Annotated in this window: 18 protein-coding genes, 2 tRNA genes and 1 pseudogene; 15 read left to right on the top strand and 6 right to left on the bottom strand. The window is 68.9% G+C overall.

Going from position 1 to position 13,835, the window contains the following annotated elements:
• Window positions 1–53 precede the first annotated feature (53 nt).
• Window positions 54–203 carry a hypothetical protein gene (locus FGX59_RS37485; protein ID WP_171060524.1) on the bottom strand — a complete coding sequence of 50 codons (150 nt, stop codon included), beginning with the start codon at window positions 201–203 and terminating at the stop codon, window positions 54–56.
• Window positions 204–409: 206 nt separating this feature from the next.
• On the opposite strand from FGX59_RS37485, the gene FGX59_RS05850 reads away from it, so the two are divergent.
• Entirely contained in the window at window positions 410–1,195 is a 786-nt protein-coding gene (locus FGX59_RS05850; RefSeq protein WP_240722269.1) for a DUF2189 domain-containing protein, read from the top strand.
• Between the two features lie 78 nt (window positions 1,196–1,273).
• Here FGX59_RS05850 and FGX59_RS05845 read toward each other — a convergent pair.
• A tRNA-Ser gene (locus tag FGX59_RS05845) sits at window positions 1,274–1,364 on the bottom strand.
• Between the two features lie 137 nt (window positions 1,365–1,501).
• Between FGX59_RS05845 and FGX59_RS05840 the strand changes: the two genes are divergently transcribed.
• From FGX59_RS05840 to FGX59_RS05805, 8 genes and pseudogenes are all read left to right on the top strand, one after another.
• Complete coding sequence (locus tag FGX59_RS05840) at window positions 1,502–2,332, top strand: DUF2059 domain-containing protein (RefSeq protein ID WP_171060523.1); 831 nt, start codon at window positions 1,502–1,504, stop codon at window positions 2,330–2,332.
• A gap of 163 nt (window positions 2,333–2,495) precedes the next feature.
• Window positions 2,496–2,810: pseudogene (gene rplU / locus FGX59_RS05835) on the top strand (50S ribosomal protein L21); the annotation flags it as partial.
• Between the two features lie 38 nt (window positions 2,811–2,848).
• Window positions 2,849–3,118 (top strand): 50S ribosomal protein L27, encoded by a 270-nt coding sequence (gene rpmA, locus FGX59_RS05830; protein WP_138465576.1) that lies wholly within the window; start codon window positions 2,849–2,851, stop codon window positions 3,116–3,118.
• Between the two features lie 172 nt (window positions 3,119–3,290).
• On the top strand, window positions 3,291–3,839 hold the full coding sequence (locus FGX59_RS05825; protein WP_138465575.1) for a GNAT family N-acetyltransferase: 549 nt from the start codon (window positions 3,291–3,293) through the stop codon (window positions 3,837–3,839).
• A gap of 1 nt (window position 3,840) precedes the next feature.
• The gene (locus FGX59_RS05820; RefSeq protein WP_138465574.1) at window positions 3,841–4,371 is read left to right on the top strand and encodes a GNAT family N-acetyltransferase; all 531 of its coding nucleotides are present in this window, start codon (window positions 3,841–3,843) and stop codon (window positions 4,369–4,371) included.
• A 121-nt stretch (window positions 4,372–4,492) separates the two neighbouring features.
• Window positions 4,493–5,530 (top strand): GTPase ObgE, encoded by a 1,038-nt coding sequence (obgE, locus tag FGX59_RS05815; RefSeq protein WP_138465573.1) that lies wholly within the window; start codon window positions 4,493–4,495, stop codon window positions 5,528–5,530.
• A complete protein-coding gene (gene proB, locus FGX59_RS05810) occupies window positions 5,518–6,621 on the top strand; it encodes a glutamate 5-kinase (protein ID WP_138465572.1) in 1,104 nt (367 codons plus the stop codon). Before obgE ends, proB begins: the two co-directional genes overlap by 13 nt.
• Window positions 6,618–7,883, top strand: a complete 1,266-nt coding sequence (locus tag FGX59_RS05805) for a glutamate-5-semialdehyde dehydrogenase (RefSeq protein WP_138465571.1) — start codon at window positions 6,618–6,620, stop codon at window positions 7,881–7,883. The genes proB and FGX59_RS05805 overlap by 4 nt, the downstream gene beginning before the upstream one ends.
• A gap of 11 nt (window positions 7,884–7,894) precedes the next feature.
• Here FGX59_RS05805 and FGX59_RS05800 read toward each other — a convergent pair whose 3' ends face one another.
• On the bottom strand, window positions 7,895–8,491 hold the full coding sequence (locus FGX59_RS05800) for a histidine phosphotransferase family protein (RefSeq protein WP_138465570.1): 597 nt from the start codon (window positions 8,489–8,491) through the stop codon (window positions 7,895–7,897).
• A 32-nt stretch (window positions 8,492–8,523) separates the two neighbouring features.
• On the opposite strand from FGX59_RS05800, the gene FGX59_RS05795 reads away from it, so the two are divergent.
• The 6 genes from FGX59_RS05795 (at window position 8,524) to FGX59_RS05770 (ending at window position 12,086) form a co-directional block, all read left to right on the top strand.
• The gene (locus tag FGX59_RS05795; RefSeq protein ID WP_138465592.1) at window positions 8,524–8,697 is read left to right on the top strand and encodes a DUF3553 domain-containing protein; all 174 of its coding nucleotides are present in this window, start codon (window positions 8,524–8,526) and stop codon (window positions 8,695–8,697) included.
• 105 nt (window positions 8,698–8,802) lie between these two features.
• Entirely contained in the window at window positions 8,803–9,588 is a 786-nt protein-coding gene (locus FGX59_RS05790; RefSeq protein WP_240722267.1) for a GNAT family N-acetyltransferase, read from the top strand.
• Window positions 9,585–10,406, top strand: coding sequence for a 1-acyl-sn-glycerol-3-phosphate acyltransferase (locus tag FGX59_RS05785; RefSeq protein WP_138465568.1), 822 nt, complete (start codon window positions 9,585–9,587; stop codon window positions 10,404–10,406). The genes FGX59_RS05790 and FGX59_RS05785 overlap by 4 nt, the downstream gene beginning before the upstream one ends.
• Window positions 10,407–10,479: 73 nt before the next feature.
• Window positions 10,480–11,229, top strand: a complete 750-nt coding sequence (locus FGX59_RS05780) for a sulfite exporter TauE/SafE family protein (RefSeq protein WP_240722265.1) — start codon at window positions 10,480–10,482, stop codon at window positions 11,227–11,229.
• Window positions 11,226–11,684 carry a pyridoxamine 5'-phosphate oxidase family protein gene (locus tag FGX59_RS05775; protein ID WP_138465567.1) on the top strand — a complete coding sequence of 153 codons (459 nt, stop codon included), beginning with the start codon at window positions 11,226–11,228 and terminating at the stop codon, window positions 11,682–11,684. Before FGX59_RS05780 ends, FGX59_RS05775 begins: the two co-directional genes overlap by 4 nt.
• Window positions 11,685–11,732: 48 nt before the next feature.
• Entirely contained in the window at window positions 11,733–12,086 is a 354-nt protein-coding gene (locus tag FGX59_RS05770) for an Mth938-like domain-containing protein (protein WP_138465566.1), read from the top strand.
• Window positions 12,087–12,090: 4 nt separating this feature from the next.
• On the opposite strand, the gene queF is transcribed toward FGX59_RS05770, so the two are convergent.
• The 3 genes from queF to FGX59_RS05755 all read right to left on the bottom strand — a co-directional run bounded on the left by queF (window position 12,091) and on the right by FGX59_RS05755 (window position 13,777).
• Window positions 12,091–12,555 (bottom strand): preQ(1) synthase, encoded by a 465-nt coding sequence (queF, locus tag FGX59_RS05765; protein WP_138465565.1) that lies wholly within the window; start codon window positions 12,553–12,555, stop codon window positions 12,091–12,093.
• A complete protein-coding gene (locus tag FGX59_RS05760) occupies window positions 12,552–13,667 on the bottom strand; it encodes a 2'-deoxycytidine 5'-triphosphate deaminase (protein ID WP_138465564.1) in 1,116 nt (371 codons plus the stop codon). The genes queF and FGX59_RS05760 overlap by 4 nt, the downstream gene beginning before the upstream one ends.
• A 32-nt stretch (window positions 13,668–13,699) precedes the next feature.
• Window positions 13,700–13,777, bottom strand: a tRNA-Pro gene (locus tag FGX59_RS05755).
• Window positions 13,778–13,835 lie beyond the last annotated feature (58 nt).

Raw genomic sequence — 13,835 nt, 5'->3', positions numbered from 1 at the left:
CTTGTACTTCGTAGGGGCCCAACTGCTCATGCCTACCGGCTATCATGCTGGATTCATGCAGTGAATCCCTCGCACGATTTGTGCAACAAGGCCCTGCCGGCCGAGACGATGCCGGGCGTGCTGGTATCCGCGGGCAGGTCGTCGGTCTCGCTGAAGCCGGGAATCGCGCTTTCGGGGGAAACGTGGCTCTGGTCAGTGCTCATGGCTCTGCCTCCTGGAATGGGACGCCCAGCGTCCGGGAATGGCTGCGGGCCGAGCATGGCTCAGATGCCCGCGGGCGCCTATGGCGCGGGGGGTAATGTATTCCGGTATATAAATGCGACAACCCGGCTCAGGGGATTTGACAAGCCCGCCGATTCCCGCAAACGCTGTGGCAAAACCGCACAGACGGATGATAGGGAGGAAAATCATGACGCATGTCGAGATGCAGGGCGGCCGACTGCCCCAGGGCGCGCCGGAGCTGCATCCGGTCACCTGGCCGGTGGTGCGCCAGTGCCTGGAGCGGGGCTGGGACGATTTCTGCAGGGCCCCGGCCTTCGGCCTGTTCTTCGGCCTCGTCTACGCGCTCGGCGGGCTGGCGATGTTCGCCATCACCGAGATCACCGGCCAGAGCTACTGGCTGATCCTCGCCGCTTTCGGCTTCCCGCTGATCGGCCCCTTCGCGGCGGTCGGGCTCTACGAGGTCAGCCGCCGGCTGGAGCAGGGCGAGCCGCTGGACTGGCCGGGGGTGCTCGGCGTGCTGCGCCGCGAGGCGGGGCGGCAGATCCCGTCGCTGGCGGTGCTGGTGATGGGCATCTTCATCATCTGGATCTTCCTGGCGCACATGCTCTTCGCGCTCTTCCTCGGCAAGATGACCATGGTGAATGTCTTCACCTCCTGGGACATCTTCTTCTCGGCGAACGGCATGATGCTGATCGCGATGGAGCTTGCCGTCGGCGCGGCGCTGGCGGCGCTGCTGTTTTCGGTGACGGTGTTCGGCATGCCGATGCTGCTCGACCGCGAGGTCGACTACGTCACCGCGATTCTCACCAGCCTGGAGGCGGTGAAGCAGAACCCGCGGACCATGGCGGCCTGGGCGGCGATCGTGGCGGGGGCGCTCTTGCTGGCGATGCTGCCCTTCTTCCTCGGGCTCCTGGTGGTGCTGCCGGTGCTGGGGCATGCGACCTGGCATCTCTACCGCGCCGCAGTCGGCTGAAACGCGCGCGGGCGACCGGACTTCCGTCCGGCCGCCGCGTCTGCGCGTCCAGCTATGTCCTTGAAAAAGGAGGCTAACTGGCGGAGAGACAGGGATTCGAACCCTGGGACCCCCAGAGGGGGTCAACGGATTTCGAATCCGCCCCGTTCGACCACTCCGGCACCTCTCCAGTCAGTGTGCGGCTGCTTAAAGAAACGCCGCGCGGGCTGCAAGAGGGAAAGATGCAGAATTTTCGCCTCTCCCGAAACTTGTCGCGGGCAGCCGGTCGGACCTATGATTTGCCGACGCATGCCAGAGGTTCCAGCCATGTTCGGACGCATCCTTCCCGCCGCTTTCGCAACCGCCCTTGCCGTCGCCGCCCTGCCATCCGCGGCCGGGGCGCAATCTGCCCTCGGGGCCGAGCGCATCCTCGACGCGCTGCGGCTCGACGAGCTGCTGGGCATCATGGCCGAAGAGAGCCGCCGCCATGGCGCCGATCTGGACGAGACCATGCTCGACGGGCAGGGCGGGGCCGGCTGGGCGCGGATCGTCGAGGCGATCAACGATCCCGGCAACTGGGAGCCGAAGCTGCGCGACGCGGTGGCCGAGGGGCTGGAGCCGGGCGAGTCGCAGGCGGTGCTGGACTTCTTCTCCTCGCCGCAGGGCGGGCGCATCGTCGAGCTGGAGCTCTCCGCCCGCCGCGCGATGCTGGAGGACGGGGTCGAAGAGGCAAGCCTGGCGCGGGTCGGCGAGCTGGAGGCCGAGGGCGCGCCGTTCCTCGGCCAGGTGGACCGCTTCGTCGAGGTCAACGGGCTGATCGATTCGAACGTGGCCGGCGCGCTCAACGCCAATATCGCCTTCCTCGACGGCCTGGCCGAGGGCGCGGGCGGCGAGGGGCAGGGCGACCCGCTGGCCGACATCCTGTCACAGGAGCCCGAGATCCGCGATTCCACCACCGACTGGGTCTATTCCTTCACCACGCTGGCCTATGCGCCTCTGGCGCCCGAGGAGCTCGACGCCTATATCGCCTTCAGCGAGAGCGGGGCGGGCCAGGCCTTCAACGCGGCGCTCTTCGCGGCCTTCGACCGGATGTTCGTCGAGACCTCCTTTGCCACCGGCAAGGCGCTGGGACGGATGATGCTGTCCGAGGATCTCTAGCCCGGCCCGAGCTTGACACACCGGTGATTTTCCTGCATCAGGCGGCTTCCCGTCGCATGGGCGGGGAAAACCATAGCCGAAAGGCACGCCGTCCGATGGTGCGATTGCGCAGCAACGCCGCTTTGCGGGACCTCAGGGCGCGAAACCGAAAAAGGGTAGACACATGTTTGCGGTCCTCAAGACCGGCGGCAAGCAGTACCGGGTCCAGAACGGCGACGTTCTGCGCATCGAGAAGCTGACCGCCTCCGCTGGCGAAACCGTCCAGTTCAACGAAGTTCTCATGATCGGCGGCGACGAGCTGGTGATCGGTGCTCCGCTCGTCGAGGGCGCGGTCGTCAAGGCCGAAGTCGTCGAGCAGGTGAAGGCCGACAAGGTCATCTCCTTCATCAAGCGCCGTCGTAAGCACTCGTCGAAGCGCACCCGCGGTCACCGCCAGAAGCTGACCCAGGTGAAGATCACCGAAATCATCCCCGCCGGCGTCGCCGCGGAATAACCGGAAACGAGGAGTACCTCCCCATGGCACACAAGAAAGCTGGCGGTTCGTCCCGTAACGGTCGCGACTCCATCGGCCGCCGCCTTGGCATCAAGAAATTCGGCGGCGAAGCCGTCATCCCGGGCAACATCATCGCGCGCCAGCGCGGCACCCAGTGGTGGCCGGGCGAGAATGTCGGTCTCGGCAAGGATCACACCATCTTCGCGACTGCCGAAGGCAAGGTGACCTTCCACAAGGGCCTCAAGGGCCGGACCTTCATTTCGGTCCTGCCGGTGGCGCAAGCCGCCGAGTAAGCCGAACCCGGCACAGACTCAGGCAGGGGATCGGCGGAAACGCCGGTCCCCTTCGCCGTTTTAAGCCGGGCGTTAACAGACTTGCGCCAATCTGGCCGGCGGGGGCTCCTGCGCCGGCCGCACCGGCGCCCGGTCCGTTTCCGGCGGACCTTCTGGGAGGAAGACGAAAGACATGGAACATACGACCGTCGCGGCGCAGCCGGTGATCCCGTCGGCGCGGTTCGACCTGCGTCCGCTGAAACGCTCGGATGCGGGGCTCTGGGCGCTTTATGCCGGGGATGCCCGCGTTGCCAGCGGCACCACCTCCGTGCCCCATCCGCTGCCCCCGGGCGCGGCCGAGGCCTATATCGACCGCGCGCTCGATCCCGCCCGCAGCGAGGATATCTGGGCGCTGGACGGCAGCCGCGCCGGGCTCAGCGAGCTTCTGGGCGTCGTCGCGCTGGAGCGGATCGACGCGGGCAAGGCCGAGATCACCTACTGGGTCGGTCCCGCCTTCTGGAATGCCGGCTACGCCTCCGAGGCGGTCGAGGCGGTGCTTGCCGCCAATCCGCTGGGGCTCGACACGGTCTATGCCTCCGTCTTCCAGGCCACGCCGCAGAGCGCGCGGGTGCTGATGCATGCCGGGTTCGAGTATATCGGCGATGCCGAGGCCTTCTGCGTCGCGCAGAACCGGATGATGCCGACCTGGACCTATCTCAAGCGCCTTTCGCCCGCGGGCTGACATGGCGGCGCCGATCGCCACCCGGCGGCTGCGGCTGCGCCTGGCCGCGCCGCAGGATGCCGGCTGGATCGCGGCGGAGATCGCAAGGCCGGAGGTCCATTGCTGGCTGCGGGCGGTGCCCTGTCCCTACGGCATGGCCGATGCCGAGCACTGGGTCGCGCAGAGCGCGGCCCTGCCGATGCGCCGGGTGATCGAACGCGACGGCCAGCCCTTGGGCGTCGTCTCGCTGACTGGCACGCTGGGCTACTGGCTGCGGCCGGAGGCCTGGGGGCAGGGGGTGATGACCGAGGCTGCCGCCGCGCTGATCGACCTGCATTTCCGCCAGGAGGGCGGCCCGGTCGCCGCCGACTACCATCTGGGCAATGCTCCTTCGGCGCGGGTGCTGCACCGGCTCGGCTTCCGCGAGACCGGCCGCGGCGTGGCGCAGAGCGAGTACTGGCGCGCGCCGGTCGAGATCGCCTGCCTCGAGCTCTCCGGAGCGGACTGGGCGGCCCGTCGCGCGGCGCTGGCGCCATCGGGGCCGCCGCGCTAGCCTCTTGCGAGACCCCGACACCACCCAGAATCGCCCGCCGCGCGAAATTGCCGCTCCCGAGGCTTGAGACTCTGCCGCGGAGCGGGTATCGCCGCTGCAACTTCCGCTTCAAGGCTGACCCATGAAATTCCTCGATCTTGCCAAAGTCTATCTGCGCTCCGGTTCCGGCGGCAACGGGGCCGTCTCGTTCCGGCGCGAGAAGTTCGTGGAATACGGCGGTCCGGACGGCGGCGACGGCGGCCGCGGCGGCGACGTCGTGGTCGAGGCGGTCGACGGGCTGAACACGCTCATCGACTTCCGCTACCAGCAGCATTTCTTCGCCCAGAACGGCCAGGGCGGCATGGGCCGCCAGCGCACCGGCAAGTCGGGCGAGGACATCGTCCTGCGCGTGCCGGTCGGCACCGAGATCATCGAAGAGGACGAGGAAACCGTCATCGCCGATCTCACCGAGCTGGGCCAGCGCATCGTGCTGTGCAAGGGCGGCAACGGCGGCTGGGGCAACCTGCATTTCAAGACCGCCTCGAACCAGGCGCCGCGCAACGCGAATCCGGGCCAGCCGGGGGTGGAGCGCACGATCTGGCTGCGGCTGAAGCTGATCGCCGATGCCGGGCTCCTGGGCCTGCCGAATGCGGGCAAGTCGACCTTCCTCGCCGCGACCTCGAACGCACGGCCGAAGATCGCCGACTATCCCTTCACCACGCTGCATCCGAACCTGGGCGTCGTCGGCATCGACAACTCGGAATTCGTGATGGCCGACATTCCCGGCCTGATCGAGGGCGCGCATGAGGGCCGGGGCCTCGGCGATCTCTTCCTCGGCCATGTCGAGCGCTGCGCGGTGCTGCTGCACCTGATCGACGGCACCTCCGAGAACGTGGCCGAAGACTACCGGACGATCATCTCCGAACTGGAGATGTATGGCGGCGAGCTGGCGGCCAAGCCGCGGGTGACGGCGCTGAACAAGATCGACGCGCTCGACGAGGAGGAACGCGCCGAGAAGCTCGCCGAGCTGGAGGAGGCGGCCGGAGGACCGGTCTTCGCCATGTCGGGGGCATCGGGCGAAGGCCTGCAGGACGTGCTGCGCGCGGTCCGCTCGCGGATCGACGGCGGCCGTCTGCGCGAGAGGAAATCGAAGGAAGAGCCGCAGAAATGGCAACCCTGACCGAGGCACGGCGCCTCGTCATCAAGATCGGCTCGGCGCTCCTCGTCGACCGCGCAACAGGCCTGCGCACGGCCTGGCTGAAGACCCTGGCGGAAGACGCCGCCTGGCTCCGGGGAGAGGGCGCCGAAGTGGTGCTGGTCTCCTCGGGTTCGATCGCGCTGGGGCGGCGGGTGCTCGGCCTGCCCGATGGCGACCTGCCGCTGGAGCAGGCGCAGGCCGCGGCCTCGGTCGGGCAGGTGCAGCTGGCGCGCGCCTATGAAGAGGTGCTGGCGCCTTTCGGGATCCATACCGGCCAGGTGCTGGTGACGCTCGAAGACAGTGCCAACCGCCGCCGCTATCTCAACAGCCGCGCGACGCTGCACCAGCTTCTGACGCTCGGCGTGGTGCCGGTCGTCAACGAGAACGACACGGTGGCCACGGACGAGATCCGCTATGGCGACAATGACCGGCTCGCGGCCCAGGTCGCGGTGACGGTGGGGGCGGACCAGCTGGTTCTCCTGTCGGATGTCGACGGCTTCTACACGGTGAATCCCGCGCTCGACCCCGCGGCGCGGCGCTTCGAGACGGTCGAGGAGATCACGCCCGAAATTGAGGCAATGGCCGGAGAGGGCGTGTCCGGCGTCTCGAAGGGCGGGATGATCACCAAGCTGATGGCGGCGCGCACGGCGACGGCAGCGGGCTGCGACATGGCGATCACGCTCGGTGCCCGCGACAATCCGCTCCGCGGCCTGCACGAGGGCGCGCCCTCGACCTGGTTCCGGGCGCAGCTCGACCCGGCGACGGCGCGCAAGGCGTGGATTCTGGCGATGAAACCCCGCGGCGAGCTGGTCATCGACGCGGGCGCCCGAAGCGCTTTGGCCCGAGGCAAATCACTGCTCCCGGCGGGCGTCACGGCCGTCGAGGGAAGCTTCGGCCGGGGCGAGCCCGTGACCATCCGGGACCTCTCCGGAGCGCGTGTTGGAATCGGTCTCACACGCTACACATCGTCAGAAATCGGCGCGATTGCTGGACGACAATCACGTGACATTGCCGAAATTCTGGGCTATTCGGGAAGAGCAGCGCTTATCCACAGGGATGATATGGTGTTATGAAGGATCTTGAAACGGTTTCCGAGTTGTTGGCATCCATGGGGCTCCGCGCGCGGGCTGCGGCAATGGAATTGTCGACGGCCGGGCCAGAGCGCAAGCAGGCGGCCCTGGAGGCCGCGGCGGATGCGGTTTGGAACCGTCGCGACGAGATCCTCGACGCCAATGCCAAGGACCTGGAATTCGGCCGCCAGAAGGGCCTGTCGGACGCGATGATGGACCGGCTGAAGCTCGACGAGGCGCGCATCCAGGGCATCGTCGACGGGCTGCGCACGGTCGCCGCCCAGCCCGATCCGGTGGGCGAGGTGATGGACGAGTGGGACCGTCCCTCGGGTATCCATATCCGCCGCGTCCGCACTCCGATCGGCGTGATCGGCGTGATCTACGAAAGCCGTCCGAACGTGACCGCCGATGCCGGGGCGCTCTGCCTGAAATCGGGCAATGCGGTGATCCTGCGCGGCGGCTCCGAGAGCTTCCACAGTTCCGGCGCGATCCATGCCTGCCTGCAGGCCGGGCTGCGCGCCGCCAAGCTGCCGATCGACGCGATCCAGCTCGTCCCGGTGCGCGACCGCGAGGCCGTGACCGAGATGCTGCGCATGACCGACTATATCGACGTCATCGTGCCGCGGGGCGGCAAGGGGCTGGTCGGCCTGGTGCAGCGCGAGGCGCGGGTGCCGGTCTTCGCCCATCTCGAGGGCATCTGCCACATCTATGTCGACCAGGCGGCCGACCCGGAAAAGGCGCGCAAGGTGGTGCTGAACGCCAAGACGCGGCGCACCGGCATCTGCGGCGCGGCGGAATGCCTGCTGATCGACCGGGCCTATTTCGAAGAGCACGGCGCGGGCCTGATCGAGGATCTGGTCGCGGCGGGCGTCGAGGTGCGGGCCGATCCGCTGCTGCAGTCCGTGACCGGCACCGTGGCGGCCGAGGATGGCGATTTCGGCAAGGAATTCCTGGACATGATCATCGCGGCGCGGGTCGTCGAAGGGGTGGACGAGGCGATTGCCCATATCCGCACCTACGGCTCGGGCCATACCGATTGCATCATCACCGAGGATGACGCCGTGGCCGAGCGCTTCTTCGCGCGGCTCGACAGCGCGATCCTGATGCGCAACGCCTCGACGCAATTCGCCGATGGCGGCGAGTTCGGCATGGGCGCGGAAATCGGCATCGCGACGGGCAAGCTGCATGCCCGCGGCCCGGTCGGCGCGACCCAGCTGACCAGCTTCAAGTACCTCGTCACCGGCGACGGCACGGTCCGCAGCTGAGCCCCGCGGGCTCAGCAGCTGATCAGCACGTCCCGGTCGCGGATCTGCACGTTCGGCCGACGGCCGAGCGTGCCCGTCATCGCGGGCACCAGGGCGAACTGCACCTGGGCGGGCGAGATCTCGGTCTCGGGCGCGGTGCCCGCCAGCATGTCCCACAGCTCCGGCACGATCTTCAGCTTCTCCGCCAGCCCGTGCAGCCGCCATTGCCCGTCCTGGCAGGTCACGACGATCTCGCCGCCATAGGGCATCGCGGTCTCCAGGCACTGGATCAGCAGGAAGGCCAGCTTCGCCTCCGCCCGCGGCACCGGGCGCGGGCAGTTCCAGGCGATGGTCAGCCGCCCGCCGCGGGTGATGTCCTCCAGGATGCCCGAGATCTCGGCCGCGCCGATCGACTGGTCCATGCTCGACGCGCCGTAGGCGATGCGGTAGAAGCGGACACGGGCATTCGCATTGGCGACGCTCTCGGCGATCAGGGTCATCTCGGCGCCGTCCGTGCCGGTCATCGAAAGCAGCTCCAGCCCATTGCCGATAGCCCCGAGCGGACTTATCAGGTCGTGGCAGATCCGGGAACCCAGCAAGGCGGTCAGGTCATGTGTAATCTTAGTCATTCCGCGATTGCTCCTCCGGGGGACCGGCCATGATGAATTCGCTTCTGGAACCGGGCATGTTCGTGCGGCACCCGTCCTGTCCGGACTGGGGTCTCGGACAAGTTCAATCGAACATAAATGGTAAAATCACGGTTAACTTCGAGCATGCCGGCAAGGTCGTCATTGACGGAGCTTCCGTGGAACTGCTTCTCGAACCCGATCCCTGACTACTGGGGAGCCCCGTGCCGCAACCCTAGGAAGCGCGGCCCGGCTGCGTCAAGATGTGCCCGGAAAATAAGACACATGTTTCAGATTACCGAAGGGCAGGTCACGTGAGCGACGCCGCTGCCGCCCCGCAATTCGAGGTCCGGCTGGCGCGCGACGAGGCCGAGCTGCGCGCCTCGCAGCGCCTGCGCTACGAGGTCTTCGCCGAAGAGCTCGGCGCCTCCGGTCCGATGGTCGACCATGCCGAGCGGCTGGAGCGCGACCGCTTCGATCCTGTCTTCGACCACATGCTGGTCTTCGACCATGCCCGCGGCGACACGCCCGAGCGCCAGGTCGTCGGCGTCTACCGGCTGCTGCCGGGAGAGCGGGTGGCGCAGACCGGCGGCTTCTACGGCGACGGCGAATACGACCTCTCGGTGCTCAAGGCCTCGGGGCGCAAGCTCCTGGAGCTCGGCCGCTCCTGCCTGCATCGCGACTACCGCGGCGGGGCGGCGATGTTCCATCTCTGGACCCAGCTCGCCGCCTACACGATCGAGCGCGAGATCGAGATCCTCTTCGGCACGGCCAGCTTCCACGGCACCGATCTGGAGGCGCTGGCGGCCCCGCTCTCGCTTCTCCATCACCGCCATCTGGCGCCCGTTGATCTGCGGGTGCGGACGCTGCCGCAATTCTACGAGCCGCTCGAGCGGATGCCGGAGGCGGAGATCGACAAGCCCGCCGCGATGCGCGCCGTGCCCGCGCTGATCAAGGCCTATCTGCGGCTCGGGGGCTTCGTCGGCGACGGCGCCTTTGTCGACCGCGAGTTCAACACCACCGATGTCTTCCTGGTGCTCGACGTGGCGCGGATGAACGCGCGGCAGCGGGCGATCTACACCAAGGGGCTCGGCGGGTGAGCGTCACCTGGCACTCCGAGGAGCCGGCCGTCCTGTCGCGCCCCGAAGGCGCCGCAGACTGGCTGCGCGTCGCCGCCAGGGGGCTTCCGGTGATCGCGGTGCTGGGCGCCGGGCTCCTGCTGATGCTGCTCCTGCGGCTCGCCGAGGCGCCGCTCTGCCGCCAGAGGCGGCCGTTGACGCCCTGGATCACCGTCGGGGTCTGCCGCATCGTGCCGCGCCTCCTCGGGCTGCGGCTGCAGATCGAGGGCCGTCCCGACCCGCAGGCCGGGCTCCTGGTCGCCAACCATGTCTCCTGGACCGACATCTTCGTGCTGAACGCGGTGCGGCCGCTCTATTTCGTCGCCAAGTCCGAGGTCGCGGGCTGGCCGGGCATCGGGCTTCTGGCGCGGGCGACCGGCACGGTCTTCATCTCGCGCGATCCGAAGCAGGCGACCGCCCAGGCCGGCATCCTCGCCGGGCGGCTGGCGGCGGGCCACCGGCTGATGGTCTTCCCCGAGGGCACCAGCACCGACGGCCGCCGCGTCCTGCGCTTCCGCAGCGCGATGTTCGGCGCGATCGGCGGCGAAACGGTGCGGGTCCAGCCGCTGACCCTGGCCTACCACCCGCCCGAGGGCGGCGATCCGCGCTTCTACGGCTGGTGGGGCGATACCGACATGGTGCCGCATCTGCTGCAGCTCCTCGCCGCGCGGCGGCAGGGGCGGGTGACGGTGATCCACCATCCGGCGATCCCGGCGGCCGAGGGGCGCAAGGCGCTGGCGGATGCGGCCGAGCGCCAGGTCCGCGCCGGGCTCGAGGCGGAGCTCGGCCAACTGGCCTGAGCGCCGCGGCCGCGCTGGCGCTAGACCCGGGCCCGCGCCCGTCCTATGCGGGATCATCCGCGGAGAGACCGATGTGCAAGACCTGATCCATGCCACCCTGACCATGCCGGGCCTCGTGCCCGTGCTCTGCGTGACCTTCCTGGCCGGGCTGATCTACGGCTTCGCGGGCTTCGGCGCGGCGCTGGTCTACATGCCGCTCGCGACGATCTGGGTGGCGCCGCCCGTGGCGGTCGCGGGCCTGGCGCTGTCTGCGCTGGCCTCTCTGGTGACGGTGGTGCCCCGCGCGGTGCGGCAGGTGGAGCCGGGACCGACCGCGCTGATGATCGGCGCCGCCTTCCTGACCGCGCCACTGGGCATCTGGGTGCTGCGCACCGCCGATCCCTTGGCGCTGCGCTGGATGATGTCGGCGCTGGTCGCGCTGACGCTGGCGGCGCTGATGGCGGGCTGGCGCTACAGTGCCGTTCCCGGGCGCGGCACGCGGGCGCTGGTGGGCGCGGCAACCGGCATGGTCGGCGGCGCCACCGGGCTGACCGGGCCGGTGGTGATCCTCTTCCATCTCGGCGGGCAGGGCAGCGCGGCGGCAAACCGCGCGAACACGCTGGTCTTTCTCACCGTGCTCTCGGTCCTCCTGCTGCCGCAGCTGGCGCTGCAGGGCCTGCTGAGCGGGCCGGCCATCGGGCTCGGCCTGCTGCAGCTCCTGCCTTATGCCGCCGGGTCGCGGCTGGGCCAGGCGCTGTTCGATCCCGCGCGGGAGAAGCTCTACCGCCAGAGCGCCTATCTGCTGATCGCGCTGGCCGTGCTGGCCGGGATCCCCTGGCAATGACGGGCGGGGGCGAACGCGCGGTGCTCTGCTGGCTGGCCACGGCGGATGCCGAAGGCCGCCCCAATGTCTCGCCGAAGGAGATCTTCGCCTTCCCGGAGCCCGGGCTGATGGTCATCGCTGACATCGCCTCTGCGGGCAGCGTGCGGAACCTGCGCGCCAATCCCGCGGCCTGCGTCAGCCTGATCGACATCTTCTCGCAGCGCGGCCGCAAGATCGAGGGGCGGGCGGAGATCCTCGCGCCGGACAGTCCCGGATTCGCCCGGCTGGCGGCACCGCTCGAGGCGCTGACCGGCGGCGCCTTCCCGATCCGCCACGTGATCGCCATCCGCATCGACCGCGACACTCCGGTCCTGGCGCCGAGCTACCGCTTCCGGCCGGGCAAGAGCGACGACGCGTTCCGCGAGGAGGCCTACCGCGCCTATGGCGTGCGCCCCGCCGGAGAGCGCGAAACGTGATTCAACATCGCGGCGAAACGCAGTAGGAAGGGCCGAGGAGGACCGCCCATGCGCCTGACCGAAATCGACTATCCCGACACGCCGCCGGTCGAGGGCTACGGCCCCGGCTTCTTCCGCATCGGCGGCGAGGTGATCGAGGGCGGGCTGCTGATCCTGCCCGGGCTGCGCCGCGCCTGGGGCGGCTATGGCGATCTGGAGGAGATCCTGGCGCGTGCGCCGGGCTATGACGTGCTCTTCCTCGGCACCGGGGCGGAGATGGACTACCTGCCTGCCGATCTGCGCAGCACGCTGGACGCAGCCGGGATCGGTGCCGAGCCGATGTCGAGCCCGGCGGCCTGCCGCACCTATAACGTGCTTCTCTCGGAAGGGCGCCGCATCGCGCTGGCGGCGCTGCCGGTCTGAGGCCTCAGCCGCGGCCGCGATAGGGCGGCACGCCCTGGTCGGGCAGCCAGACGCCCGCGGGCACCGGTCCGGTCTGCCAGAAGACGTCGATCGGGATGCCGCCGCGCGGATACCAGTAGCCGCCGATCCGCAGCCAGCGCGGCGAGAGCAGCTCCACCAGGCGCGAGGCCACCATCAGCGTGCAGTCCTCGTGGAACGAGCCGTGATTGCGGAACGAGGCGAGGAAGAGCTTCAGCGATTTCGATTCCACCAGCCACTGGTCCGGCACGTAGTCGATCACCAGATGGGCGAAATCCGGCTGGCCGGTCATCGGGCAGAGCGAGGTGAATTCCGGGCAGGTGAAGCGCACCACGTAATCCATCTCGGCGCGGGCATTCGGCACCCGCTCCAGCTCCGCGGCCTCGGGGCTCGCGGGCATGTCGCTCTGGCCGCCCAGCTGGGTCAGGCCGGTATAGCGCTCCTCGGTCATGAATGTCCTCCGCAGGCGGGGTCGGGGGCGAAATGCTTGGCCAGCTTCAAGCCCTGGCCCTGGTAGTTCGACGCCATGTCGGCGCCATAGAGCACGTCCGGACGCTCGGTCATGCGTTCATAGAGCAGCCGCCCCACGACCTGGCCGTGATCGAGCGCGAAGGGCGCCTCGTGGCAGCGCACCTCTAGCACGCCGCGCGCGCCCTGGCCGCCGGCCGCGGAATGGCCGAAGCCGGGATCGAAGAAGCCCGCGTAATGCACCCGGAACTCGCCGACCATGGCGAAATAGGGCGCCATCTCGGCGGCGCAGTCGGGCGGGATCGTCACCGCCTCGCGGCTGACGAGGATGTAGAAGGCGCCGGGATCGAGGATCAGCCGCCGCTCGTCGGTTTCCAGCCGGTCCCAGAAGTCGCGCACCGGGTATTCGCCGATCCGGTCGAGATCGACCACCCCGGTATGCGGCTTGGCGCGGTAGCCGACGAGCCCGCCGGGCCCCGGGCTGAGATCGACGGAGAAGCCGAGCCCCTCGGAGATCACCGCCGGGCCGCCATCGACCAGCGGCTCGGCCGCGTGGCGTGCGGCCAGTTCGGCATCGGTGATCACAGCCCGGCCGCGGCGCAGCCGGATCTGGTTCAGCCGCATGCCCGGGCGCACGAGCACCGAGAAGCTGCGCGGGCAGATCTCGGCATAGAGCGGGCCGTCATAGCCGGCCGGGATGCGGTCGAATTCGGTGCCGTTGTCGGTGACCAGCCGGGTCAGCAGGTCGAGCCGCCCGGTGGAGCTCTTGGCGTTGGCGATGCCCTCCAAGTCGGCGGGCAGGGACAGCCGCTCCATCAGCGGGACGAGGTAGACGCAGCCCTTTTCCAGCACCGCGCCCTCGGAGAGGTCGATCGTGTGCATCAGGAAATCCGGCAGCCTGTCGGAGATCGTCGCGTCGCGCCCGGCCAGGAACGAGGCCCTTAGCCGGTGGGCGGTGCGGCCGAGCCGCAGGTCGAGGGAAGCAGGCTGGATCTGGCCGTCCACGAAGGGCAGCTCTGGCGCGATCACCCCCTGGGAGGCGAGCGCAGCCAGCAGCTGCCGTGGCAGGACCCCCTGTCCGTTAAGTGCGGTCATGGATCCTCCACGTCGTATCGTGCGGTCTTAAATGGTCGGGCCAGCGAGATTCGAACTCACGACCTTCCGTCCCCCAGACGGACGCGCTAACCAGGCTGCGCCATGGCCCGACGTTTGGCTCTTCTACTGTTTTCTCCGGCGGCCGCAAGGCGAAAAAGACAGAAATTT

This window comes from Poseidonocella sp. HB161398 (assembly GCF_005870025.1).
Taxonomy (GTDB): domain Bacteria; phylum Pseudomonadota; class Alphaproteobacteria; order Rhodobacterales; family Rhodobacteraceae; genus Mangrovicoccus.
This window is presented reverse-complemented; position numbering and strand designations above follow the sequence as displayed.